A 24196-nucleotide genomic window follows, 5' to 3' on the forward strand; every position below is an offset into this window, starting at 1 on the left:
CCGTGATAAGATGATGCCAAACAAAGGGGAGTAGTCGGCGCGGCTTGCCGCGCGGCATCGCCAACAAGCATGACGGGGCGTGTGATCCCGTTCTGGCTGTTGCCTGAAATGACCAGACCTGCGTTTTCCTTTTCTGAGGAAAACGCAGGTCTTCTTTTCGTATAGGGGACTTCATAAGTCCCCTATATGCGAAAAACGGTTCCATAGAAACCGCTTTTCGATACCCGAATGATGCGGCCCAGGGCCGCGGGGGCGAGGTATTCAAAGTCCGGCAATGCCAGACTTTGAATAAAAATTATATACCATGCAATTTTCTGATTGATTTTTGGCGTTGTGTGTTTAGGGGGCGATATTATGGAATTTCTATACGAAGGGCTGCTGTCGGTGACATGGCAGCAGGCGGTGATGTATGTTGTTGGCGGGCTGCTGATTTGGCTGGCGATTCAGAAGCAGTATGAGCCTGCGCTGCTGCTGCCGATGGGCTTTGGCGCGATACTGGTCAACCTGCCGATGTCGGGCGTCATCGACCAGATAACGCAGGGCGTGGGTGAGACGCATGGCATTATCCAATGGCTGTTTGAAAGCGGCATTGAGGTAAGCGAAGCGTTTCCGCTGCTGTTGTTCATCGGCATCGGCGCAATGATTGACTTCGGCCCGCTGCTGGCCAATCCAAAACTGTTTTTGTTCGGCGCAGCGGCCCAAATTGGCATCTTTTTGACCATTATTGTGGCGGCAGCGCTCGGCTTTGATATCATTGATGCGGCATCCATCGGTATCATCGGCGCGGCGGACGGGCCGACCTCCATTCTGGTTTCGCAGGTGCTCGGCTCGAAATACGTCGGCGCGATTGCGGTTGCGGCGTACAGTTATATGGCGCTTGTGCCCATCATTCAGCCGTTTGCCATAAAGCTGGTGACCACCAAAAAAGAGCGCGCGATGAAGATGCCGTATGCCGCGAACAAGGTCAGCCGCCGCACGCGCATCCTGTTCCCGATTGTCGTGTCGATTGTGGCCGGATTGGTCGCGCCCGCGTCGGTGTCGCTGGTCGGTTTCCTGATGTTCGGCAACCTGATTCGCGAGTGCGGCGTGCTGGAGAGCCTGTCCAAAACCGCGCAGCACGAGCTGGCGAACCTGATTACGCTTCTGCTCGGCATCACGATTTCGTTCTCCATGCGTGCAGAGCAGTTTGTGACCAAGGAAACGCTGATTATCCTGTGCCTTGGTCTGGTTGCGTTTGTGCTGGATTCGATGGGCGGCGTGCTGTTTGCAAAGGTGCTCAACCTGTTCTGCAAGAATAAGGTCAACCCCATGATTGGCGCGGCAGGCATTTCGGCGTTCCCGATGAGTGCGCGCGTCATTGAAAAGCTGGGTGTGGAGGCGGATAAGACCAACCACCTGCTCATGCATGCGGTCGGTGCGAACGTTGCCGGACAGATTGCGTCGGTTGTGGCAGGCGGCGTGATTCTCGGGTTCTTTATGTGAGAAAGGAGCGCTGGATATGAGTGAATCGGTACAGATGGCAATTTTGCTGCTTGGTCAGGGTATGGCGGGTATCTTCACGGTGCTTGCCGTGATTGCGCTGATTGTGGCGCTGCTCGGCCGACTGGACAAAAATCGGCAGCAGTAAAAATGTAGGTTTGTCAAACATATTGGACAGAGAACTCAAAAGGAGAAAGCCAACCCAGAGGCCTCATGGGAAAGTTGTTGGAGCGGTGGTTATGGACGGCAAGCTGCTTGGTGAAGTCTTGGAGGGAGTAAAAGCAGTAGGAAGAATAGAAACGCTTTTGATCCTCCCGGTGGCTACGCTCCACCTTGCCGTTGTGTCGTGGTGTGTAGGGACGGATGAGTTTATGCCGGATGCCCAGCTCGGCAGCGGTGACCTCAAACAGGGTGGGCAGATCCCGTCTGCTGTTGGAGAAACGATTGGTGAACTCAAAACCGTTGTCCGTCTGCACGCACTCCACCCGGATACCTCGGCGGGCGTACCACTTGAACAACTTTTTGAGGAAATCAGCAGAAGAAAAGGTGTTTTGCTCAGAATAGGCAGCCAGGAATCGCAGGCGGGAAAACTCATCAATAGCGGTATACTGAAACAGGCGCAGTTCTGGGTCAGCAATGCACTTGCGGGGCACCACCTTCACGTCCACCTGAACACGCTGACCTGGATAGGTCATCTGCTCGTAAGGCTTTGGTTTATACACTTTTTTCTTCGAAGCAGCAGGAAACAGCCCAAGTTTGCGCATGACTCGGAACAGGCTCTCCGGGCGGCGGGTATAGCCTCGCAGCCGCAGCCGGTGCCACAGCTCCACCATGCCGAGGTTGGGATTGCGGCGGCGCATATCCCGAATCAGCTTCAGTTCTGTCTCCGTATGCTGATTTGGATGGCTATGGGGACGTCTGGACTGACAGGCCAGGGATTCCACCGTGCCATCCCATCGAGCCTTCCAGAAGTAGATGTACGACCGACTCTTGTTGTACTTCCGGCTGGCACGGCTCACACCGTATTTCTCTGCGTATTTCATCAAGGATTGCCTGTATGCCATGTCCTGTGTTATACTCTTGTTCATGAAGGATATGGCCCCCTCTCGTCAAGTTAAGTGTCGCAACTCAACTTTAACCGATGTGGCCCTATCCTTCATCCCTTTTTTATTCAACTGTTCAAGATGTATTGTACTCCTACACTGGACAAAAATCGGCAGCAGTAAAAAAGGCTTGCAAACCCCGTTTGTTTCTGGTATAGTAATAAGGTAAACCGAACAAACGGGGTTGTAGCTCAGCTGGTCAGAGCGTTCGCCTCACACGCGAGAGGTCGTGGGTTCGAGCCCCGCCAACCCCACCACAACACGATAATCCGAACCTGACGCCGGTTGGCGATGGGTTCGTTTTTTTTGTTTTCTTTCGCAATAATTGACATCACACGATCCGAATGAAAAAATGGGATGCGTCCTAAAGGCGCATCCCATTTTTGTATCTACGCATCATCGGGCGGTTCGGAATCGTTCGACTCGGAATCTGACGAACGAGAAAGATCTTTCGGAAAATCAGGAAGAAGAACGCGGGCAATCGCAAGGAGCACAGACTCCGGCACGTTGTCCGGGAATTGTTGATTCGTCATCAGGAAAAACCTCTATTTGGATTTTTCTGTAAAAGCGGTTAATTTCTGTTGTAATTTTTAAAGGGATATTAATGCAAATTTTACTGATTGAATTACCAATTGCGGAAAAATTTACATATAAACGGCTGAAAATATCTTGCTATAATAGCGTAAAGGAGGTGTGCACCCACAGTGAGGGACAGTTTGAAAAGTTTTGAGGTTAATGGCTGCAGATGCAATAGCAATGCAGCCTTCTGCAAAGCAGCAAAATGCAGTATTGTATAGCTGCGTAACGGTGCAGATGGAATAATGGATGCCAGCCAGGATTTATGATAACAGAAAGGATGTTTGCGATGATAAAAAATGCGTTTTCTTTAGAGGGAAAGGTTGCGCTTGTCACGGGCGGCGCATATGGTATAGGGTTTGCAATAGCACAGGCATTAGCGGAAGCTGGCGCTAAAATCGCATTTAATTGCAGAAATTCTGCTCACCTGACAAAAGCCATGCAGGCATATCATGAAAAGGGAATTGATGCAAAGGGGTACATCTGTGATGTTACAGATGAAGCCAGTGTCCAAAGCATGTTATTGGAGATCCGAAAGAGCATTGGAATCGTTGATATTCTGGTTAATAACGCCGGAATTATCAAGAGAACTCCCATGCAGGAAATGAAGGTTGAAGATTTTCGCCAAGTGGTGGATATAGATCTGGTCGGACCGTTCATTTGTGCAAAAGCAGTGATTCCCGGTATGCTGGAAAAGGGCCAGGGAAAAATCATAAATATCTGCTCAATGATGAGTGAACTGGGACGGGAAACGGTATCCGCTTATGCTGCAGCAAAAGGCGGATTAAAGATGCTGACACGAAATATTTGTGCAGAATACGGACATGCCAATATCCAGTGTAACGGTATTGGACCTGGATATATTGCAACAGAGCAGACCGCACCGCTGCGTGAACGGCAGAGTGACGGAAGCCGCCATCCATTTGATCTATTCATTATATCAAAAACTCCGGCAGCGCGTTGGGGAACACCGGAGGATCTGATGGGACCGGCTGTTTTTCTGGCATCAAGTGCATCCGATTTTGTCAATGGTCAAATTCTTTATGTGGATGGCGGCATTTTGGCATACATTGGAAAGCAACCCTGAAATTTTGCAAAAATGCATAGTTTGAATGGATAGAGAAGAGAACGGATTACGTTAGAGAAAAAAGATCTGCCTGCTGTTTTTGGAATATTTATGTAATAAGATGTTTCTTTAGTCTTGTTTTTGTAAGATGAACAGCAGGCAGCATCGCTATATCGAGTTCACATAGGCTATGATAATGCCACACTGCATATGGTCAAAAGGCACAAAAAAGAAACAAAAGCATTGTGCTTTTTTGACATTAATGAAAATTTTCATATACTTTTAACCTGAATTACGGAAAAAAAAACGCTATGTACTTAGAAATAGCCTTGTTACAATAAACACATAAATTATTCATCGATTGGAGGAAGGAGAAAATGCAAGAACGCTGTTTCATGATTTTAAATCTCCTTCGGGAGGCAGATGGATATGTAACTGCAGATGCGTTAGCCAAATCGCTTCATATTTGTTCTCGTTCTGTACGAAATGACATGACGCAATTAAAGCTGCAATTAGAGCGGTTGGGCATAAACGGATTGAGCAGCAAGACACGCAATGGTTATCGATTGGAATTAACCGATGAACAATGGAAGCGTGTTGATGCTTTGCTTTCAGTGGACAAAACGCAGCTGAGCTTTTCTCGTGTGGAAGGAGGAAAGTACAGAGTTCTGGAATTGCTTTTGAAAGGCAATGGCGTTAACTTACGACAGTTAAAACAGGAAACCTACTCTTCCGGGCGAGAAGCAACGGAATATCTCAATGATGCCAGACAATGGCTGAGAGTTCACAATATTTTGCTGCATCGGCGCAAGGGACAGGGCATTTTCATTGATGGAGAACGTCACTGGGTACGCATTGCACAATGGAATCTGTATAGAGAGTGCATGCATGCGAGCGGCGCGAAGATGGACAATGAAAGCATCTGTCGCTTTTTTGAGATTGAACATAATTACAATTTGGAATACATCCCCAAACGACTGGAAAAAAAGTATGATCTCTATTTTTCGGCTGAAAGCTATATCCGCATTATTTTCCTTTTGACCGCCGTACTGATGGATTACAGAAGGAAATTCAGCTATCACTTCCCGATGGGAGAATTCCGCAGCACGAAAATGGAGAGAAGCATGAGCATTGACTGCATACAGTGGATGCAAGAGATGTGCGGTGTATGTTTGGATTTGGAAGAGCGAAGCTTTTTTAAATTTATCATCGCAAGCTCAGAAATCATGCATTTCCGCAGCAGACAAAGACAGGTGGAATTTGAGTACGAACATAAGCCCGTACAGAAGTTAGTTAACAATATGATTGAAGTGGTAGGCAGTGTGTTGCGTACTGACATTTCCGCCGATCAAGTGCTGATTCAGAGTTGGGAGCAATATCTTTGCGCAATGAGCACGGAGTCTCGATATGGTGTGCTGCGCAGTCGCGGAGATATAGAAATCCCTCAAGGCAATGCACCCATTCGATTGGCATGTTGGTTGGGCAGCCAGCTGCTGGAAGAAAAGCTGGGAATGGTCACCACAGAACGAGAAATCTCTTGTTTGGCACAGCATGTGGAAGCAGCGGTGAGACGAAGAAGACGCAATATCAAAGCGATTCTGGTCTGCAATGAAAATCCCGGAGCAGTTCGATTGCTGGCTGAACGGCTGCATAATGCGTTTCCGGATTTGCAGTTCATAGAGAACTGCCACAGCTATCATGCGGAGCAAATCATTCGCAATCAAAATGTGGATTTGGTTATCTCTACAGAGACGCTGCCGGCTATGCCGAGAAGTAAGCTGGTCACCATCGGAGCCGCATTGACATCCGGAGACATTGCCGTAATTCAGAATCATATTCGGCAGTATTTCCGGGAGGATGTTCCCGGACTGACAGGACTACAACCGATACAGACCCTCTTCTGGGAGGAGTTGGTGCTGTTTCTTTCGGGAAATGAGTCGAAAAATGAAATTTTGCATCAGATGGCATCGCTTTTGGCAAGTCATGGCGCGGTGGATAAAATGTTCATAAAATCTGTGCTGCAACGTGAAAAAATTTCATCGACCTATTTTGAACATGGGGTTGCGATTCCTCATGGATTTCCGGAATTTGTTCGACAGCCAATGGTGGCGGTAGTATTTCTGAAAAAGCCTGTTCGCTGGTCTGGTTCTGATTGGGCGGATGTGATTTTTATGATGGCAGTCAACATGGATTCTCAATTCGAAGTGCAGAAACGAATCATTTCTTTTTATAGAGGGTTGATTCAAACACTGTCTCAGCCCGAGGCTTTGCAGCGCTTCAAACATTTGACCACACCAAGAGGAGTCATCGATGCCATAAATACGATGATGGCTCCCAATACCAATAAGTAGTTCGGAAAGGAGTAATTTAATATGCAGAAAGTGGAACTGACGATGACGAATGAGGAGGGACTTCATTCCCGTCCGGCTATGGAGTTTTCTAAGGCCGCCGCAAACTTTAAGAGCAAGGTGGAGATTGAAAAGGACGGCATGTCTTTTGATGCGAAGAGCATGCTGATGGTTCTTTCAGCCTGCATTTGTCAAGGGGATCTTTTCGTTTTGTCTGCCGAGGGGGAGGACGAAAAAGAAGCGGTTGATACCTTGAGTCAGCTGGCGCTGGAACTGAAATAAGAGACTGTATTTAAGAGAAGTACTGAGAGTTTTAGGGAGGTATAAAGTATGGAAACAAGCTATTTATCAGTGATTAATCGTCAGGCGGTTGCGGTGGATGTTTCTGCGGCCAATAAGGAAGAGGCATTCCAGTATATCTGTGATATGTTAACCAAGGCAGATGTTCTGAATTCTGCTGAAGAGTTTAAAAAGGACTTATACCTGCGGGAAAAGGAAGGCAGAACCGGTATTGGCAACGGTGTTGCCATTCCGCATGGAAAGTCACTGGCGGTGAAAGATACTTGCATTTCTGTGGTTAAGCTGCGTGATCCTATTGAATGGGAGACGCTAGATGGCAAGCCTGTCCGTGTTCTGATCTGTTTCGCAGTGAGCGATAAGGATCGGACTGATAAATTTTTACGCATGATGGCGCAGGTGGCTCGCAAGCTCGCTTATCAAGAAACAATCGATAACTTGATGGCCGCGACAACACCTGACGAGCTGCTGGCTGCGCTGGCATGAACATAAAGAATGGGAGGAAAAAGTATGAAAATCGTAGGAATCACTGCATGCACTGCCGGTATTGCGCACACCTATCTGGCAAAAGAGAAACTGCTTAATGCAGCGGAAGAACTGGGATACTGGTGCAAGATTGAAACGCAAGGCTCCATTGGCGTAGAGGATGAACTAACGGCTGAAGAGATTGCAGAGGCCGATGTTGTCATTTTGGCAACGGATATTCGTGTAAGCAAAGAGCGTTTTAAAGGAAAACCGGTTGTGGAGATCCCGATTGGTATGGCTGTGAAGTCGCCAAAGGGGGTTCTCCAGCAAATTGCGACTAAGCTTGGCAAATAAAGCAATTAAAATTCAGGAAGGAGTTGAAGTATCTAATGAAAGTTGAAAATATCAGAAAGCACATTATGACCGGCATTTCATACATGATTCCTGTAGTCGTTGCTGGTGGTATTTTACAGGCCTTGGCAAAATTGTTTGGTGGTTGGGCAATCGGTGATGCTGTTGCTGCCGGTGCTACGCCCTTTACCAATATGAATCCCTTTACTTGGGAAGGCTTCTGGTGGGGATGCAACCAACTCGGTTCTTACGGCATGAACTTTGCTGTTGCCATCATGACAGGCTATCTGGCATATTCCATTGCAGGACGTCCTGGTATCGTTCCGGGCTTCATCATCGGCTATGCCTGTGTTATGTCTAAGGCCGGTTTCCTGGGCGGCCTGTTGATGGGCTTCATTATTGGATATTTCATTCTGTGGATGAAGTCCTGGAAACTTCCCAAGGTTATGCAGGGACTAATGCCGGTTTTGATTATTCCAGTGCTTGCAACATTTTTCTGTGGTATGTTGTTCTTGGTCGTATTCTGCATACCTTTGGCATGGATCATGGAAGTGTTCCAGAACTGGATGATTTCTCTCAATGGTGGTTCAAAGGCAGTTATCGGTGCCGTTATCGGTGCATGTATGGGCTTTGACTTGGGTGGTCCGGTCAACAAGACCGCATCTATGGCTGCAAATGCATTGGGCACCGATGGTATCAATGGTCCTATGACTGCCAAGATCGTTGGCGGTATGACTCCTCCGATTGGCTTGTGGGTAGCTTCGCGACTGGCCCGCAAAAAGTTCTCCAGAACCGAACTGGATACTGCGAATACTGCACTACCCATGGGTCTGTGCTTTATCACGGAAGGTGTTCTGCCGTTTGCCGCATCCGATCCGCTGCGCTTTGTTCCCTGCTCTATGCTGGGTTCTGCGGTTGCAGGTGCAATTACAGTTGGCTTCGGCTGTGAGTCCGTTGCCGGTCACGGCGGTATCTTTGTAGTGCCTATGATGACCAACCCGTGGGTATTCATCGTCGGACTGATCGTTGGTTCGCTTGTTACTGGTGTTGTCTATGCTATCGTGCGCAAGCAGCGCAGCGAGGAAGAGCAGGTTGAGGCAGAGGGCGAACTGGATGTTGATGTAGAGATCAATATTGGCTGATTTCGCTCAGACTGCAACCTAAGCAATTTCTGTTATTTGGATAAATGTCTTGTTTGCTGGGGGCTGGACATTGTTCTGGCCCCTCTGTTTTGGAAAGGAACGACCTATGTTAGTATCTATGAAGGCAATCTTAGAGGATGCCAATCGCAACAACTATGCTGTTATGGCCATGAACAGTGTGAATATGGAGATGGCACGCGCCGCTATTGAGGCTGCGGAAGAGGAGCATTCTGCCATTATTGTTCAGTTCGGCAAGGGACAGATGCAGACGCTGGCACACAAAGAGGAAATGCTTCCTATGATTAAGGAAATGGCGGAAAAGGTACATGTGCCTGTATGCATTAATCTGGATCATGGCTCGGATTTTGAACTGATTGTAGATTGCATAAATGCCGGATTTACGAATGTAATGTTTGATGGCTCCAGCTTGCCCTATGAAGAAAATGTTCGACAGACCGCAATTATCGCGGCCTTGGCGCATGGCGCAGGATGCTCGGTAGAGGGCGAGCTTGGGCATGTGGGGCAGGCGGATGCCGCAGAAGATACCAATGAAGACCTGTATACGAAGCCGGAAATGGCTGTTGACTTTGTGGAACGCACGGGAATTGATGCGTTGGCAGTTGCGGTGGGCACTGCACACGGTGCATATCCGAAGGGAAAGATCCCCAAGCTGGATTTTGAACGTCTGCACCAGCTGAAGGCTGCCACAAAAATGCCGTTGGTTCTGCATGGCGGTTCCGGTTCCGGCTCTGAAAATATTATCAAGGCAGTGGCCGGAGGCATCAATAAGATCAACGTGTGCACAGATGCCTTTGAGGTGGGCAAGGAAGCCTTGCTGAAAGCGGCACAAGAAGGTAAAAACTATATGCAGATGTGCGCTGCTGCAGAAAAAGCAGTTAAAGAATTTGCGAAAAACTATATGCGCCTGATCGGATCCAGCGGACGTTTCACCTTTGAGACAGTGGACAACGGCAGTAAAGAATAACAAAATGCTGCGATAACGTTTTGGATAAATACCGATATGATTTCTGAAAGAGGTTTTGAATATGAAAATCGCACTTCTAAACGAATTTAGCCAGTCTTCTAAAAATGATATTATCCTGAAAGAGCTGAAAAGTGTAGTTGAGCCTATGGGACACGAGGTCTATAACTGCGCAATGACCGTGCCGCTGGTGGATCGTGATGTGCCCGAAGCGTACACGAAGGAAAATCCGCGCCTGACTTACCTGCATCTCGGCATCATGGCAGCGCTGCTGCTGAACTCCGGCGCGGCAGATTTTGTTGTTACCGGATGCGGTACAGGTCAGGGTGCTCTTATGAGCCTTAATATGTATCCCGGTGTTGTCTGCGGTTATTGCATTGAGCCAACCGATGCGTATCTTTTCCTGCAGATCAATAACGGCAATGCACTGTCCATCCCGTATGCAAAAGGCTTCGGCTGGGGTGCGGATCTGAATCTGAATACGATCTTTACCCGTGCGTTTGGTTCGCCGAAGGGTATGGGTTATCCGGCGGAAAACAAGGCTTCCCAGAATCGGAATGCAAGCCTGCTGTTTGATATGAAGGGTCGCGTTGCAAAGCCGCTGATTCAGGCCTTGGAATCCCTTGACCCGCAGTTGGTCAAGGAGTGCATGATCCCGCGCTTCTTAGAGTGCTTTTATGCCGGCTGCACGGACGCAGAGTTGAAAGCATTTGTGGATAAGGTAGTTGCTGGTTGATAATTTGCAAGCTTAAGCCAAGGCAGAAAGGAATTATGGGATGAACGTTTATACCGGTATACCGGCTGCGGAGGGTATTGCTTGCGCATTGGCCGTTGTTGTAAAGGAAATTATTCCTGAAACGGTGACAGTCTCTTTGGATGAAGCGGTTGAACAATGTTTGAAGGAAATTCGCCATCTTCGGGAAAAAACAGCTGCTGACTTGGGAGAAGAGAGCGCAGAAATTTTTGACGCCTATGAAATGCTGCTGCAAGACCAATACTTAGTGGATTCCATCAGGAATCTGCACAATGAAGGCGCGGGATTGGTAGATGCCGTCGAGCAGGCCATGGAGCAGCATGCATCGATGTTTGCTCGTGCCAAAAGCCAATATATGCAGCAGCGGGCAGATGATATTCGGAATATTAAAAAGATGCTGCAGCGTGCCCTTATGGGCAACAGCTGCAGAGTGAAGCAGCCGGAGAACGGTGAAAAGTTTGTGTTATTCGCAGAAACATTGTCTCCTGCTGACATCATGGAAGCCGATACCTCCCGTCTTGCAGGCTTGGTAACAAAATTTGGCGGCAATACGTCTCATGCAGTGATTCTGGCCAAAACGCTGGGCATTCCGGCTGTCACCGGCTTTGATGCGCTCGATAAAGTGGAGCAGGAGGATACCGTTGTTATCGACGGAGCAAAGGGTACGGTTACGGTCGCTCCAGATGAACAGACCATGGAACAGACCAGGGAATTGCTGGAAGAGCAAGAGAAAATGAAAGAAATGCTGCGCCAATTGCCCAAGGGTGAAGTGTCTGTTTTGGATGGCGAAGTGGTTCACGTAAGCGTGAATATCGGTCTGGCATCCGATCTGGAAGGTCTTGATTTGGAGAGCATCTACGGCGTGGGCCTGTATCGCACGGAATTTCTGTTCAGTGAGCGTGCCACGGCACCGACTGTGGAAGAGCAAATCAAAGAGTATAAAAATGTTTTCGACAGCTTGGCCGGTAAGGATTTGATTATACGCACTCTGGATATTGGCGGCGATAAAGTGATTCCGTATCTGGACTGCCCCAAGGAAGAGAATCCGTTTTTAGGCTGCCGAGGCATCCGCCTTTGTTTTCGCAATGAGAGCTTGCTGCGGGATCAGTTCACAGCGCTGCTTACAGCATCTGAGGGACGGCCGTTTTCTGTAATGTTCCCCATGATTTCCAATATTGCTGAGTTTAGGAAGGCAAAGAAAATATGGGGCGAGATTGCTGCGGAATTGAAGGAAAAAGGATGCAGCATCAGCCCTGATATCCGTTTGGGGGTTATGGTTGAAACACCGGCAGCAGCATTTTGCGCTGATTTACTCGCCAAAGAGGTGGATTTTGCAAGTATTGGCACGAATGATCTGACACAATATGTGCTTGCGGCCGATCGCGGCAATCCGAATGTGGGCGTCAAGCTGAGTTATTATGATCCTGCTGTCTTGCGTGCTATTTATCAGACGATTTCCGCCTTCCGCCAAGCGGATGTCAAAATCAGTGTTTGCGGCGAGGCAGGCTCGGATGTTCACTTCTTGCCGCTGATGTTGGCAATGGGCTTGCGCTATGTATCCGTCAGCCGCTCTTTGATTGATCGGGTGCGTTACACGGTGCTCAATACATGTGTGGAAGAACAAAAAACGGTTTTGCAGCATGTTTTAACAATGGCAACGGAAGAGGAAGTACGCGCTGCCGTCAGCTGAAGAAACCGTAAAGAAGAAAGTCAAAACGCGACTACTAGCCAGGGATTTAAAACCATACTATTTCGATCATGCGAGGAACAAGCCAATGAAGAAAATCAAAAACGCAAAGAACACAAAAACGCTTGGACGAATGTGTTTTAATTGGATGATTCCCGCTGTGGAATACTGGTTAGAACAGATGGCTGCTGAGGGATGGCTGCTGTGCAATTTCAACCATGTAATCTATTATTTTCAACGCAGCGAACCGATAAAATGCAGATATTATATTATATCACCGGAATTAGGTTCAAGTGATGAGATGGCTGTGGCGAACGAGCTGCGAGGAAAAGGCGCAGTCATCTTCGGCACGGGGGTCCACCGGTTTGGTGGACCGGAATTTGTTCTGCGTATGGGTGAAGAAACATCCGGTGCGGATCTGAAACGCTACTATTTGAAACGCAACAGTCGGATCATCAGCAGTATGCTGAGTGTGATGGGAGCATTTGGGTGTCTGGCACTATGCATAATTGCTTACTTTGGGTTTTACGCAAAGGATCTTCAGAGCGTGCTTTTCGGTACTCTTTTTTTGCTCTTGCTAGCAGGTGTCTTTGGGATTTTCTTAAGATTTTTCATATGCAAATGCAAAAAAAACCATGAACCATACTCGTTTTCAAATAGCTTGAAATGAGATTAAATATGCATTGAATTCGCGTATAGTTATTTCGGACAGATACGAATTGAGCTAGAACGATTTTCCATGCGCTGAATTGCCTGCACAAAAACAAAAGCTTCGGGAATCCAATCGTTTCCGAAGTTTTTGTTTTGCTTCTAAAAAAACACCAGATAGAAAGAATATGCCAAGGGACTGGTCGGCTCCGGAGCCCGCCATAGCGAGCAATTTGTTCATGCGGAACTTCAACCAACGCTTAATTTTCTTTTTATAGGAAACTTTTTTGCCAACTTTCCTTGACGTGGGCCAGGCTGCCTATGACCGTTAAGTTAGGAATCGGAGGGATAATATTTTATTGGAAAATATTCAAATTTTGGTCTCACAACTCCTTGTGATGTTTTTGCTGATGGCGGTTGGCTATGCTTGTTTTCGATTGAAATATCTCAACAATGTCGGTGCAGGCCAAATGTCGCTCATCTTAACACGCATTGTCTCTTCCTGTGTCATCATCAACTCCTTTCAACGGGAATTCGATCCCTCGCTGGTCATCGTTCTGCTGGAAGCAGCTGGCTGTGCAATTTTCGCAATGGGATTGTCAATCGTGATAAGCCATTTACTATTTCGCGCAGACGGCCCACATAAAAACTTTGCGGACAAACGCATGTGTGTGGTATTTACTAATTGCGGATTTATGGCTTTGCCGCTGCTGGATGCGCTGTATGGTTCTTATGGCTTGTTTCTCGGCTCCGCATTTATTGCTGTCAACAATGTGCTGCTGTGGAGCTACGGCGTTTCTCAGCTTTGCCGCGATACCACTCCGGCTCAGAAAATCCGCAATGCAGTGCTCAATCCGGGAGTGGTTTCTGTTGCAATTGCGCTGATTTTTTTCCTAACGTCGTTCGAATTGCCAACCATCCCTGCAACTTGCATTTCCTATCTTGCATCGCTCAATACACCAGTTGCTATGATCATTCTGGGCGCATTTCTTGCTCAATGTGATCTGCGCTCCTGTTTTCAGGATAAACAAGTGTATTTTGTCACTGCGCTGCGCCTGCTCATTCTGCCGCTGATCACGATGGCGTTTTTCCTATTGCTGCCGCTTGACAGCACCTTACGCAACACAATGCTGATCAGCGCGGCGGCGCCGGTTGCCATGGTCTGTTCCATGTTCGGGCAAGTATACGGAACAGATTATCTGTTTTCTACGCGCACGGTGGCTGTTTCTACGATTTTCTCCGCGCTGACCATTCCCTTCATAATCGCGCTGAGCAGTTTGATCGGCGGCTGAAACCGCGTATTTCAAGTTGTTGTATCAAAGCTTTGCTCTGGCCAGCACAGAATATACTTCGTGGACGTACGAATACTTCCGGCAGGAGAGCATACCAGTAGAACCGTAGAGTTCTAGTGGACTATTAGATGAGTGGGAATGATTCTTCGGCAAATGGCGTGATATTGAACACGATACGCCACTCGACGTCATCACTAACCGGCTCAAAGTGCAGAGCAGAACAAGCGGTATAAAGCTTTTCCTGTGAATTTGCTCCATACACAATCGCTGTCGGACCATCTGAACCGCCAACAACACCAACAAAACATGCGATGCTGGCAACAGGGCGGAAAGTATCCTCATCTGGCGTAATCTCTTGAGGTTTGTCTCCCTCATCACAGTCAAGGAGCGAGATGTTATCGATAGGTTCCGGAGAAAGCGTATAGCTCATGACAGTACAGTGTGTTGGATAAATCCAGCGCTCAGAGCCAAAACAGTTTTGAGGAATGGTCTGCTGTTCTATTTTCTGCACGGTCAGTGTATGAATTGTCCCGCTGACAGGGTGGGAAAACGTAAATGAATCTCCAGGTGCGTGAACCTTAAAATGCGCTCCCGGAACCTGCTTGGGCTGCGGCTCCATCGTAAGAGAAAGCGATTTAATTTCAGGGCGACGCTTGTTTTTCCATGGGAATACATCTCTGCAAATAACCCATCCGTAAGTGGTATCCAGCCCATAATGGTCAACCGCCCATTTTGCTTCCAACTCATTGATGATGCCATCCGGCAGACAGGGATGAAAGCTCACAGCACAGCCATGGGTGGTCTGCAATATTTTCTCGTTTAACTTTAAGCAAGGTTTGAAATGAAAACAAAGCGGGTTCTCCCATTCCATTTGCATCTGTTGCTCACGGGTAAACTTTTCGCACGAATCATTTTCCCAGTCCAGATTCCATTTTTTCATAAAGTCACGAATATTTTCTGAATGGACCCGCATACAGAAATCAACGACAAGTCCTTTGCTGCATGAATATGCTGCGGGAACGACCCAATGATATCCCGCCCAATCGAATTGTTGATCAAGCCTGATTTCTATTCCGGCATGGTCTTTGCCTTGATGACCCCAGAAATTTCCGTCAAAATAAACCTTCCACTCAGGGGAAATCAATTCTGCTTCTGGATTCATGTCGACATCGTAATACTCTTCTGTGTATTTAATCTTACTGTAATCAAAAGAAGACTGCAGGGCTTTGATATATGCCCATGGCTGCTCCATAGGCGTCAGCTTCAGCTTCTCCGAAATTTCCTGCAAAGTCTGCTGCTGCTCCTGTGTCGCAGGGTTTTCCCGGAGAAAGGCTTCAAACTGCGCTTCATCCCACATCCATGCTTGTTCCAACGCCGCGGCATCGCTACAGGCCAGTATAAGCCGCAGAAAATCGGTAAAATTTCTTGCCAATGGGTGAACATAGTGGGGGGAAGCATTCATCGGACTGACAGAGAAAACCATATCTCCAAATCCACGGATGAAACAGAAGTGGATACCATCCATCCCTGTCCAGCCAAAAACCGATGCCCCTTTGGGCGTACAAAAATATGGTGTATTATCCTCACTGCGTTCAATCCCCACAGAGCATAAATCGATGCCGCTCTGCAAAAATTTTTTGAATATTCTATCCATCAAGCATCCCCCACAAAATTAGAATTATCGCTCTCTTTGCTAGGATAAATTTTAACACAGGAGTGTGAATAAAGCTATCGTCGAACAATAAACCCGCCCGAACAGTGTCTCTCTGCTCAGGCGGGTTTACTCAGCTATGCAGTTTAAAGCGCTGATCGGTGAGGATGCACTACGGATTTTGTGTTGTGCGGAGCAGGAAAGGCGTGCGGGCTTGTGTCAGGCAGCAAAAAACGCCGAAAGGGAAATCCTTTCGGCGTGCTGCGCTTTGGAAAAGCGAGCTTCAGCGGCCCAGCAGACGGCCCAGCAGCTTACGCCAGCCGGGTTCGGGAGGCGCGGGATGCGCAGCCTGTTCGCGGGCCTGGTCAATGGCCTGCTGCATAAGCAGCACCTGCGCGCAGATGGGGTCGGGCACGGGCGGCTTTTTGCGGTAGGTGCCGTCCGGCTGCAATACGCGCGCCTTGACCGTGTCGTGCTGCATGGCATACAGAATGTCGTGCAGCCGTGCGCGCACTTCGGGCGAGTCAATGGGACAGGCGATTTCCACACGGCGCTCGGTATTACGTGTCATCATATCGGCAGAGGAGATATACATTTTTTCCTCTGAGCCGCGGCCGAACACAAAGATACGTGAGTGCTCCAGAAAGCGGCCGACGATGCTGGTGACCGTGATATTTTCGGTATGTCCCTCAACGCCGGGTAGCAGACAGCAGATGCCGCGCACAATCATCTCAATGCGCACGCCTGCGCAGGAAGCGTCCCGCAGCTTGTGGATAATGTCGATATCGGTTAGCGAATTGAACTTGAGCAGCATATAGCCGTCGCTGCCGCGGGCAATTTGCTCATCCATCAGGGCAAGGATGTTGTTTTTCAGGCTGCTCGGCGCGACCAGCAGACGGTTGTAACGGCCTTCGAGGTTGCCCAGCGCCATGTTGTTGAAAAACGCGCCCGCGTCCGCGCCGATGGACTCGTCTGAGGTGATGAGCGACACGTCGGTGTACTGCTTGGCGGTCTTTTCGTTGTAGTTGCCGGTGCCGACCTGCGTGATATGGCGCACGTCGCCGCGCTCCCGCCGGGTAATCAGACAAATTTTGGAGTGCACTTTGTACTCCTCAAAGCCATAAATGATTTTGCAGCCGGCTTCCTCCATGCGCTCGGACCAGTCGATGTTGTTTTGCTCGTCAAAGCGGGCGCGCAGCTCGATAAGTGCGGTCACGTCCTTGCCGTTTTCTGCGGCAGCACACAGATATTCCACCAGCTTGGCTTTGCGCGCCAGACGGTAAATCGTGATGCGGATGGACAGCACGGCGGGGTCGTTTGCCGCCTCGCGGATCATCTGCAAAAACGGCTCCATCGATTCATAGGGGTAGGAAAGCAGAATGTCACGTTTGAGCGCGGCCTTGAGCAGACTTTGGCCTACGGGCAGCATAGCGGGCTGCTGGGGAGAAAACGGCGGGTCGGACAGGGCCGCCCGTTGTTTTTCGGGCAGGTGATCCCCCAGCGAAAACGCATAGCCCATTCGAAGCGGCGCTTTGCGCGACAGGAAAATCTGCGCGTCGGTCACATCGAAGCGTTTGCGGAAGTATTCGGTAAAATGGTCGCTGATGGGGCGGGTCAGCTCAACGCGCACGACTGCCATGCGACGGCGGCGGCGCAGCAGCTTTTCCATCTTGGTGCGGAAGTCGCCATCCTCCGCGCCGAAGGTTTCGTCATCCGGGTTGATATCCGCGTTGCGGGTGACACAGAATACGGTCTTTTCCAGCACGTCGTACATTTCAAATACATGGCCGGTGTATTCGAGCAGAATATCCTCAATGGGTACATAGCGCTTTTCCTCGCCCGGCAGGAACACCAGCGCGGGCAGCGAGGCGGGAACGGGCAGCAGCCCTAAGCGTTCGTTCTTTTTGTGGACCAGCAGGGCGGCAATATGCAGCACCTTGCCTTCTAAGTGCGGGAAAGGATGGTGCGCATCCACAATCTGTGGGGAAAGGACGGGGGCGATGACATTCTTAAAGTACTGCTTGATGTATTTCTGCTCCGCAGGCTCCAGTTCGCTGATGGAAAGGCGGCGCAGCCCCTCTGCGCGCAGCCGGGTGCTGACATCTCGAAACGCGGCGTCGCGGCGCGCATACAGCGGTTCAACCGCAGCGTAGATGTGATGCAGCTGTTCCTTGGCGGTCATGCCGGACTTGTTGTCGATATGTCCCTTATCCACTGCCGCCATATCGCACAGGCTGCCCACACGGATCATAAAAAATTCGTCCAGATTGCTGGTGAAGATCGAAAGGAATTTGCATCGCTCCAAAAGCGGTACGGCGTCGTCCTCCGCCTCGGCCAATACACGGGCGTTGAACTGCAGCCAAGACAGCTCACGGTTTTGCGTATAGCCCTGTTCCCAGATTGCCTGTGTCATGAGAGAAATTCCCCCCTGTTTTGATTCCGGCCGCCGAACACGAAAGACGGCCATACGATCGCTCAGTATACTACTATTATACTGCTTTTTTGTGTTGGGACAATGCGTTTTATGTAAAAATCATGTAAAGTAATGGCTTTTTACATGGGGCGTAGACCTTGCGCGAAGATGGAGGGTCTGCTATACTGGAGAAACAAAGAGAAAGGAGAAAAGGCATGAGAAATATCTGGCACGACATTGACCCGCGCTGCATCACGCCGGAACGCTTCACTGCGGTCATTGAGATTCCGGCGGGCAGCAAGAAAAAGTATGAACTGGACAAGAGTACCGGCTTGCTGCGGCTGGACCGCATCTTGTATACTTCCACGCATTACCCGGCCAATTACGGCTTCATTCCGCGCACATACGCGGACGACGGCGATCCGCTTGATGTGCTCGTGCTGTGCACGGAGTCGCTCGACCCTCTGGTGGAGGTGGACTGCTATCCAATCGGTGTCATGCGTATGATCGATGAGGATGAGATCGACGATAAAATCATTGCGATTCCGTTTGAAGAACCGACATGGAATTTCTATCACGATATGGACGAGCTGCCGCCGCATTACGGCAGTGAAATCACGCATTTTTTTGAGGTTTACAAGGGCCTGGAACACAAGCACACAACCACTTCGGATGCACTCAACCGGGAAAAAGCGATTGAGGTAATTAAGGACTGCATGCGTCGGTACGAGGTGCACTTCTGCGGCAGACGGCCGGAGAAGGAAGAAGTGTAATCATACATAGCAAAACGCGGAGGAACAGCGTTCCTCCGCGTTTTTTTACAGCTTTTCCAGCAGCTGCTTGAGCCACGCTTCATTCATGGCGGGCGTATCGCGCAGCGGGAAGTCAATTCCCAGTCGGTCATATTTTTCGATGCACAGCTTGTGGAAAGGAAGAAATTCGATTTTTTGCAGATTGGGATACCGTTCGGCGTGTGCCTTGACCAGACGCAGGTGGTCGAGGCTGTCGGTCAGACCGGGCACGACCACATGCCGCACCCAGAGCGGCACGCCTTTCATCGCGGTCAGCTGCAAAAAACGCTCCACCTGTGACAACTCTGCGCGGCAATACCGGCGATAATCCGCCGCCGTCAGAAATTTCAGGTCGCACAGCACCAAATCGGTGTGTTGCAGCACGCGCTCAGCCGCGGCGGTCGGGCAGCCTGTGCCCGAGGTGTCCAGCGCAGTGTGTACGCCGTGCTCATGCAGCTTTTGGAAGAATTCCGCGACAAAGTGCGCTTGCAGCAGCGGTTCGCCGCCCGAGACGGTCACGCCGCCGCCGTTTTTCCAGTAGGGCTGGAAGCGCAGTACGCGGCGCACGAGTTCGTCCGTGTCGATTTCTTCGCCGCGGGTCGTGTCCCACGTGTCCGGGTTGTGGCAGTAGACGCAGCGCAGCGGGCAGCCCTGCATGAAGACTACGCAGCGCACGCCCGGCCCGTCCACCGCGCCAAGGGACTGGATGGAATGAATGCGTCCGGTCATTTTGCCACAACCTTTCTGAAAAGAGCATTAAATAGTGTGCAATAGCATTGCTTGGATAAGCAAGCGGGAAAGATGCCGCTGCGCGCGGCGGGCGCACAAGAGGGGAGACACCGAAGGTTTCTCCCCTCTTGCGAATCACCCCATTTCCTTGAGGGCGCGCTGCGCGCGCAAGAGTAAGTTCCTGTTTCCGACTGCCGCCCAGCCCGCAGAATCAGAACAGCTTTTCTGGCGCTTACCCCAGACAGGATGCACTTGCCCGTCCGGGGGGAAGAGTCAATACCATCTGCGCGCATCGCCCCTCCGCTTCGGCCCCTCGTATTTCATTCAACGCGGTCCCGGTCGGAAACAGGGGCGTGAAGCGCCCCGGGTATTTTCGGATGAACAGGGAAAAGAGGGTGATTGACAAGAGGGAGAAAACCGTAGGTTGTCGCCCTCTTGCCCGCCTGCGGCGCGTAGCCGCAGAGGTTGTTAGACTGCTTCGTGGAACGTGCGCGAAATAACCTCGCGCTGCTGCTCGCGGCTGAGCTTATAGAAGTTGACCGCGTAGCCCGAGACACGGATGGTCAGGTTGGGGTACTGCTCGGGATGCTCGTAGGCGGCGATGAGGGTGTCGCGGTTCATGACGTTGACGTTCAGGTGGTGCGCCTTCTGGGCAAAGTAGCCGCCCATGATGGCGACGAGGTTGTTGACCCGCTCCTCATCGGTCTTGCCGAGCGCGCCCGGCGTGATGGAGAAGGTGTTGGAGATGCCGTCGCGGCAGTATTCGTAGCTGAGCTTCGCCACCGAGTTGAGCGAGGCCAGCGCACCCGACTTGTCACGGCCGCTCATCGGGTTTGCGCCCGGGGCGAGCGGTTCGCCGTAACGGCGGCCGTCGGGCGTGTTGCCGGTTTTTTTGCCATACATGACGTTGGAGGTGATGGTCAGGATGGACAGGGTGTGAATCGCGCCGCGGTAGAGCGGATACTGGGTCAGCGCCTGATAGAACTTCTCAACCTGCTCGCAGGCGATGGAGTCGACGCGGTCGTCGTCATTGCCGAACTTCGGGAAGTCGCCCTCGATTTCAAAATCGATGATGATGCCGTTTTCCGGGTTGCGGATGGGGTGCACCTTGGCGTACTTGATGGCAGAGAGCGAATCCGCCATGCAGCTCATACCCGCGATGCCGAACGCCATCAGACGGCGCACCTCTGTGTCGTGCAGCGCCATCTGGCTCTTCTCGTAGGCGTACTTGTCGTGCATATAGTGGATAGTGTTCATCGCGGAAACGTAGGTTTTAGCCAACCACGGACGGTAGAAGTCCATGCGGCGGCAAACCTCGTCATAGTCGAGCGTGTCGCCCTCCATGACCGGCATTTCCGGGCCGACCTGATCGAATTTATTCTCGTCGCGGCCGCCGTTGATAGCCATCATCATCAGCTTGGCGATGTTGGCGCGCGCGCCGAAGAACTGCATATCCTTGCCCACGCGCATCGCGGAAACGCAGCAGGCGATGGCGTAGTCGTCGCCGTAATAGGGGCGCATGACGTCGTCGTTCTCGTACTGGACAGCATCGGTGTCGATGGACACCTTGGCAATGAACTTCTTCCAGTTTTCGGGCAGGTTTTCGCTCCAGAGCACGGTCAGATTCGGCTCGGCGGCGGGATTTAAGTTGTACAGCGTGTGCAGCACGCGGAAGCTGTTCTTGGTCACGAGCGGGCGGCCGTCCTCGCCGATGCCGCCGATAGACTCGGTGATCCACATCGGGTCTCCGCCGAACAGCTCGTTATATTCGGGTGTGCGCAGGTGGCGCGCCATGCGCAGATGCAGCACGAAATCGTCCATGATCTCCTGTGCTTCGGACTCGGTCAGAACGCCGGCCTTGAGGTCGCGCTCGAAGTAGATGTCGAGGAAGGTAGAGGTGCGGCCCAGGCTCATCGCCGCGCCGTTCTGCTCCTTGATGCCGGCGAGGTAAGCAAAGTACAGCCACTGCACGGCTTCCTTTGCGTTTTCTGCCGGGCGGGAAATGTCAAAGCCGTAGGAAGCCGCCATCTTGACCATATCCTTGAGTGCCTTAATCTGGTCGGAAAGCTCCTCTGCGGTGCGGATCTCCTTTTCGGTCGTCGGCACTTCGCCCAGCGCGTCCTTGTCGCGCTGCTTTTCTTCAATCAGACGGTCCACGCCGTACAGCGCGACGCGGCGATAGTCGCCGATGATGCGGCCGCGGCCGTAGGCGTCCGGCAGGCCGGTCAGCAGACCGACATGACGTGCTTCGCGCACATCCTTGGTGTAGGCGGAGAACACGCCGTCGTTGTGCGTCTTGTGATATTTGAATTCCTCTTCAATCTTGGGGGAAACCTCGTAACCGTAGGCCTTGCACGCTTCGCGCACCATGCGCATGCCGCCGAACGGGTTGCAGGCGCGCTTGAGCGGCTCATCGGTCTGCAGGCCGACAATGATTTCGTTATCCTTGTCGAGGTAGCCGGGGTCGAACGCTGTAATCGTGATAACGGTATCGGTATCCACGTTGCGTACGCCGCCCTTTTCACGTTCCTCCGCAAGCAGCGCGTCAAACTTTTCGCGCATCGCGGTTGTGCGTGCGGTTGCGGGCGCGAGGAACGCGCCGTCGCCCTCGTAAGGGGTGTAGTTTTTCTGGATGAAATCGCGGACGTTGATCTCATTCTGCCAATCGCCGCCAATGAAGGTGTTCCATGCGTTCATATAGGTGATTCCTCCTGTTTTTTTGGTTCGGCTGCCCTTTTTTGGATGCAAAAAAGGGCAGCATCGCGTATCTTGTGCGACACTGCCCAGACGGTCGGCATTTTTACGGAACCCCTGCTCCCCGGTGGTTTGCGCTCCACCTTGTCCGTCAGTTGCAGGGAACTTGTCTGGTTTAAGAATAACACAACTATATATAGTATGCAACTGATGAATCCTACAAAAATTTTGCATAGAAAATGCCGTATACTGCGACAGAAGTCAAAAACGGATGAATTACGCTGCGGATGTAAAACCTATGGAAAGACTCTTCACAACACGGGAAAAATGGCGTATGATAAAGGTAATAAAAAGGAGGTTGCGCTTATGAAGATTGGCATGCTGACAAGCGGTGGCGACTGCCAGGGCCTGAATTCCGCTCTGCGCGGCGTAGCAAAGACGCTGTATAACGAACTGGGCAGCAAGGTGACCATCTACGGCATCCGGGATGGCTACCGCGGCTTGATAGAGGGCGATTATCATGAAATGAACTCGCGGGATTTCTCGGATATTCTGACTCTGGGCGGAACGATTCTCGGCACATCCCGCCAGCCGTTTAAGGAAATGCAGAAGGCGACCGAGGACAGCGAGGAGACCAAGCTGCAGAAAATGCTCAAAACCGTAAACGACGAAGGCTTTGACTGTCTGGTCATTCTCGGCGGCAACGGCACGCACAAGACCGCGAACCTCCTCAGCGAGAACGGCGTCAACGTGGTCACCCTGCCCAAGACGATTGACAACGATCTGTGGGGCACTGAGATGACCTTCGGTTTTCAGTCGGCCATGGATATTGCCACGACGGTTATCGACTCCATTCACTCGACCGCGTTTTCGCATTCGCGCGTGTTCATCGTCGAGGTGATGGGCCATAAGGCCGGCTGGCTGACGCTGTATTCCGGCATTGCGTCCGGCGCGGACGTTATCATCATTCCGGAGATTCCGTATTCGGCCAAAAAGATTGCGCAAGCGATCGACAAGCGCGCACAGAGCGGCAAACGGTTCTCCATCCTTGCGGTTGCGGAAGGCGCGATCAGTCAGGAAGAGGCCAAGATGAGCAAGAAGGAATTCAAGGCCGCGCGTGAAAATATGCCCTATCCGTCGATTTCCTACCGCATCGCGGACGAGCTGAAGGCGATCACAGGGCATGAGATCCGCGTGACCATTCCGGGCCACTATCAGCGCGGCGGCGCGCCCTGTCCGGCGGACCGTCTGCTGACCAGCCGTTTCGGCGTGGCGGCGGCGCAGCTCATCCGCGAGAAAAAATACGGCTATATGGTGGCGCTGCAGGACGATAAAATCGTGCCCGTGCCGCTCAAAGAAGTGGCGGGCAAGCTCAAGACCGTGCCGCCCGACGGCGAAGTGGTGCGTGCGGCGCGCGCACTCGGCCTGTCGATGGGCGACTAAGCGCAAAATACAAAAGGACGTGCTGCGGCACGTCCTTTTGTTTGCCCAAGCCGTAAATCGAAGCGGCAGGCCGGACCGGTCAGTCCTGCGTGCTGCTCGGATTCTTGCTCTGGGTGTTCGGCTGCGGGTTCTTATTCTGGCTTCCGTTCGGGCACTGGTTCGTGGTCGACGGGTTCTGACGCTTGTTCTGCTTGCTCATGGGAAATCACCTCTTTTTTGAAGATTTCAAGCGTAGTTTGTACGCGGTACGCGAAAAATATACACGCGGGTATTGCGGAAACATAA

At 51.0% G+C, this 24196-nt stretch carries 21 protein-coding genes, 1 tRNA gene and 1 riboswitch; of the genes, 16 read left to right on the plus strand and 6 right to left on the minus strand.

Going from position 1 to position 24196, the window contains the following annotated elements:
* Window positions 1–354 precede the first annotated feature (354 nt).
* Both ACESSO_RS10765 and ACESSO_RS10770 read left to right on the plus strand, forming a co-directional pair.
* Entirely contained in the window at window positions 355–1482 is a 1128-nt protein-coding gene (locus ACESSO_RS10765) for a sodium ion-translocating decarboxylase subunit beta (protein WP_373165235.1), read from the plus strand.
* A gap of 16 nt (window positions 1483–1498) precedes the next feature.
* Window positions 1499–1627, plus strand: a complete 129-nt coding sequence (locus tag ACESSO_RS10770; protein ID WP_373165236.1) for an OadG-related small transporter subunit — start codon at window positions 1499–1501, stop codon at window positions 1625–1627.
* 13 nt (window positions 1628–1640) lie between these two features.
* On the opposite strand, the gene ACESSO_RS10775 is transcribed toward ACESSO_RS10770, so the two are convergent.
* The gene (locus ACESSO_RS10775) at window positions 1641–2567 is read right to left on the minus strand and encodes a DDE-type integrase/transposase/recombinase (protein ID WP_373165237.1); all 927 of its coding nucleotides are present in this window, start codon (window positions 2565–2567) and stop codon (window positions 1641–1643) included.
* Between the two features lie 195 nt (window positions 2568–2762).
* On the opposite strand from ACESSO_RS10775, the gene ACESSO_RS10780 reads away from it, so the two are divergent.
* A tRNA-Val gene (locus tag ACESSO_RS10780) sits at window positions 2763–2839 on the plus strand.
* Between the two features lie 132 nt (window positions 2840–2971).
* Here ACESSO_RS10780 and ACESSO_RS10785 read toward each other — a convergent pair.
* Window positions 2972–3115: a hypothetical protein gene (locus ACESSO_RS10785; protein WP_373165239.1), complete on the minus strand. Its 144-nt coding sequence runs from the start codon at window positions 3113–3115 to the stop codon at window positions 2972–2974.
* A gap of 332 nt (window positions 3116–3447) precedes the next feature.
* Here ACESSO_RS10785 and ACESSO_RS10790 point away from each other — a divergent pair, with 332 nt between their 5' ends.
* From ACESSO_RS10790 to ACESSO_RS10840, 11 genes are all read left to right on the plus strand, one after another.
* Window positions 3448–4245, plus strand: coding sequence for a gluconate 5-dehydrogenase (locus ACESSO_RS10790; RefSeq protein ID WP_373165241.1), 798 nt, complete (start codon window positions 3448–3450; stop codon window positions 4243–4245).
* 356 nt (window positions 4246–4601) lie between these two features.
* The gene (locus ACESSO_RS10795) at window positions 4602–6575 is read left to right on the plus strand and encodes a transcription antiterminator (RefSeq protein ID WP_373165243.1); all 1974 of its coding nucleotides are present in this window, start codon (window positions 4602–4604) and stop codon (window positions 6573–6575) included.
* A 21-nt stretch (window positions 6576–6596) separates the two neighbouring features.
* Complete coding sequence (locus ACESSO_RS10800) at window positions 6597–6854, plus strand: HPr family phosphocarrier protein (protein ID WP_373165245.1); 258 nt, start codon at window positions 6597–6599, stop codon at window positions 6852–6854.
* Window positions 6855–6902: 48 nt separating this feature from the next.
* Window positions 6903–7355, plus strand: a complete 453-nt coding sequence (locus ACESSO_RS10805) for a PTS sugar transporter subunit IIA (protein ID WP_373165246.1) — start codon at window positions 6903–6905, stop codon at window positions 7353–7355.
* Window positions 7356–7379: 24 nt separating this feature from the next.
* Window positions 7380–7688 (plus strand): PTS fructose transporter subunit IIB, encoded by a 309-nt coding sequence (locus tag ACESSO_RS10810; protein WP_373165247.1) that lies wholly within the window; start codon window positions 7380–7382, stop codon window positions 7686–7688.
* Between the two features lie 35 nt (window positions 7689–7723).
* The gene (locus ACESSO_RS10815) at window positions 7724–8827 is read left to right on the plus strand and encodes a PTS fructose transporter subunit IIC (RefSeq protein WP_373165248.1); all 1104 of its coding nucleotides are present in this window, start codon (window positions 7724–7726) and stop codon (window positions 8825–8827) included.
* A gap of 118 nt (window positions 8828–8945) precedes the next feature.
* Window positions 8946–9812, plus strand: coding sequence for a class II fructose-bisphosphate aldolase (locus tag ACESSO_RS10820; RefSeq protein ID WP_373165249.1), 867 nt, complete (start codon window positions 8946–8948; stop codon window positions 9810–9812).
* Window positions 9813–9873: 61 nt separating this feature from the next.
* Window positions 9874–10545: an RpiB/LacA/LacB family sugar-phosphate isomerase gene (locus ACESSO_RS10825; protein WP_373165250.1), complete on the plus strand. Its 672-nt coding sequence runs from the start codon at window positions 9874–9876 to the stop codon at window positions 10543–10545.
* A 40-nt stretch (window positions 10546–10585) separates the two neighbouring features.
* Complete coding sequence (ptsP, locus tag ACESSO_RS10830) at window positions 10586–12253, plus strand: phosphoenolpyruvate--protein phosphotransferase (RefSeq protein WP_373165251.1); 1668 nt, start codon at window positions 10586–10588, stop codon at window positions 12251–12253.
* A gap of 85 nt (window positions 12254–12338) precedes the next feature.
* Window positions 12339–12920, plus strand: a complete 582-nt coding sequence (locus tag ACESSO_RS10835; RefSeq protein WP_373165253.1) for a DUF2812 domain-containing protein — start codon at window positions 12339–12341, stop codon at window positions 12918–12920.
* A 337-nt stretch (window positions 12921–13257) separates the two neighbouring features.
* Window positions 13258–14190, plus strand: a complete 933-nt coding sequence (locus ACESSO_RS10840; RefSeq protein ID WP_373165256.1) for an AEC family transporter — start codon at window positions 13258–13260, stop codon at window positions 14188–14190.
* Window positions 14191–14314: 124 nt separating this feature from the next.
* On the opposite strand, the gene ACESSO_RS10845 is transcribed toward ACESSO_RS10840, so the two are convergent.
* Window positions 14315–15844, minus strand: coding sequence for a hypothetical protein (locus ACESSO_RS10845; RefSeq protein ID WP_373165257.1), 1530 nt, complete (start codon window positions 15842–15844; stop codon window positions 14315–14317).
* 280 nt (window positions 15845–16124) lie between these two features.
* Complete coding sequence (gene ppk1, locus ACESSO_RS10850) at window positions 16125–18254, minus strand: polyphosphate kinase 1 (protein ID WP_373165259.1); 2130 nt, start codon at window positions 18252–18254, stop codon at window positions 16125–16127.
* 215 nt (window positions 18255–18469) lie between these two features.
* On the opposite strand from ppk1, the gene ACESSO_RS10855 reads away from it, so the two are divergent.
* Window positions 18470–19027: an inorganic diphosphatase gene (locus tag ACESSO_RS10855; RefSeq protein WP_373165260.1), complete on the plus strand. Its 558-nt coding sequence runs from the start codon at window positions 18470–18472 to the stop codon at window positions 19025–19027.
* A 45-nt stretch (window positions 19028–19072) separates the two neighbouring features.
* Here ACESSO_RS10855 and pflA read toward each other — a convergent pair whose 3' ends face one another.
* A complete protein-coding gene (gene pflA, locus ACESSO_RS10860; protein ID WP_373165261.1) occupies window positions 19073–19774 on the minus strand; it encodes a pyruvate formate-lyase-activating protein in 702 nt (233 codons plus the stop codon).
* A 468-nt stretch (window positions 19775–20242) separates the two neighbouring features.
* Window positions 20243–22471 (minus strand): formate C-acetyltransferase, encoded by a 2229-nt coding sequence (pflB, locus tag ACESSO_RS10865; protein WP_373165263.1) that lies wholly within the window; start codon window positions 22469–22471, stop codon window positions 20243–20245.
* Between the two features lie 77 nt (window positions 22472–22548).
* Window positions 22549–22637, minus strand: a riboswitch (ZMP/ZTP riboswitch).
* A gap of 197 nt (window positions 22638–22834) precedes the next feature.
* Between pflB and ACESSO_RS10870 the strand changes: the two genes are divergently transcribed.
* Window positions 22835–23911, plus strand: coding sequence for a 6-phosphofructokinase (locus tag ACESSO_RS10870; RefSeq protein WP_373165265.1), 1077 nt, complete (start codon window positions 22835–22837; stop codon window positions 23909–23911).
* Window positions 23912–24196: the final 285 nt, after the last annotated feature.

Origin of the sequence: Agathobaculum sp. Marseille-P7918 (assembly GCF_964248325.1) — a bacterium.
Taxonomy (GTDB): domain Bacteria; phylum Bacillota; class Clostridia; order Oscillospirales; family Butyricicoccaceae; genus Agathobaculum.

Excerpts from the sequence above, each read along its gene's own strand:
- ACESSO_RS10765 (WP_373165235.1), top strand. The coding sequence starts at position 355 with ATGGAATTTCTATACGAAGGGCTGCTGTCGGTGACATGGCAGCAGGCG.
- ACESSO_RS10770 (WP_373165236.1), top strand. The coding sequence starts at position 1,499 with ATGAGTGAATCGGTACAGATGGCAATTTTGCTGCTTGGTCAGGGTATG.
- ACESSO_RS10775 (WP_373165237.1), bottom strand. The coding sequence starts at position 2,567 with ATGAACAAGAGTATAACACAGGACATGGCATACAGGCAATCCTTGATG.
- ACESSO_RS10785 (WP_373165239.1), bottom strand. The coding sequence starts at position 3,115 with ATGACGAATCAACAATTCCCGGACAACGTGCCGGAGTCTGTGCTCCTT.
- ACESSO_RS10790 (WP_373165241.1), top strand. The coding sequence starts at position 3,448 with ATGATAAAAAATGCGTTTTCTTTAGAGGGAAAGGTTGCGCTTGTCACG.
- ACESSO_RS10795 (WP_373165243.1), top strand. The coding sequence starts at position 4,602 with ATGCAAGAACGCTGTTTCATGATTTTAAATCTCCTTCGGGAGGCAGAT.
- ACESSO_RS10800 (WP_373165245.1), top strand. The coding sequence starts at position 6,597 with ATGCAGAAAGTGGAACTGACGATGACGAATGAGGAGGGACTTCATTCC.
- ACESSO_RS10805 (WP_373165246.1), top strand. The coding sequence starts at position 6,903 with ATGGAAACAAGCTATTTATCAGTGATTAATCGTCAGGCGGTTGCGGTG.
- ACESSO_RS10810 (WP_373165247.1), top strand. The coding sequence starts at position 7,380 with ATGAAAATCGTAGGAATCACTGCATGCACTGCCGGTATTGCGCACACC.
- ACESSO_RS10815 (WP_373165248.1), top strand. The coding sequence starts at position 7,724 with ATGAAAGTTGAAAATATCAGAAAGCACATTATGACCGGCATTTCATAC.
- ACESSO_RS10820 (WP_373165249.1), top strand. The coding sequence starts at position 8,946 with ATGAAGGCAATCTTAGAGGATGCCAATCGCAACAACTATGCTGTTATG.
- ACESSO_RS10825 (WP_373165250.1), top strand. The coding sequence starts at position 9,874 with ATGAAAATCGCACTTCTAAACGAATTTAGCCAGTCTTCTAAAAATGAT.
- ptsP (WP_373165251.1), top strand. The coding sequence starts at position 10,586 with ATGAACGTTTATACCGGTATACCGGCTGCGGAGGGTATTGCTTGCGCA.
- ACESSO_RS10835 (WP_373165253.1), top strand. The coding sequence starts at position 12,339 with ATGAAGAAAATCAAAAACGCAAAGAACACAAAAACGCTTGGACGAATG.
- ACESSO_RS10845 (WP_373165257.1), bottom strand. The coding sequence starts at position 15,844 with ATGGATAGAATATTCAAAAAATTTTTGCAGAGCGGCATCGATTTATGC.
- ppk1 (WP_373165259.1), bottom strand. The coding sequence starts at position 18,254 with ATGACACAGGCAATCTGGGAACAGGGCTATACGCAAAACCGTGAGCTG.
- ACESSO_RS10855 (WP_373165260.1), top strand. The coding sequence starts at position 18,470 with ATGAGAAATATCTGGCACGACATTGACCCGCGCTGCATCACGCCGGAA.
- pflA (WP_373165261.1), bottom strand. The coding sequence starts at position 19,774 with ATGACCGGACGCATTCATTCCATCCAGTCCCTTGGCGCGGTGGACGGG.
- pflB (WP_373165263.1), bottom strand. The coding sequence starts at position 22,471 with ATGAACGCATGGAACACCTTCATTGGCGGCGATTGGCAGAATGAGATC.
- ACESSO_RS10870 (WP_373165265.1), top strand. The coding sequence starts at position 22,835 with ATGAAGATTGGCATGCTGACAAGCGGTGGCGACTGCCAGGGCCTGAAT.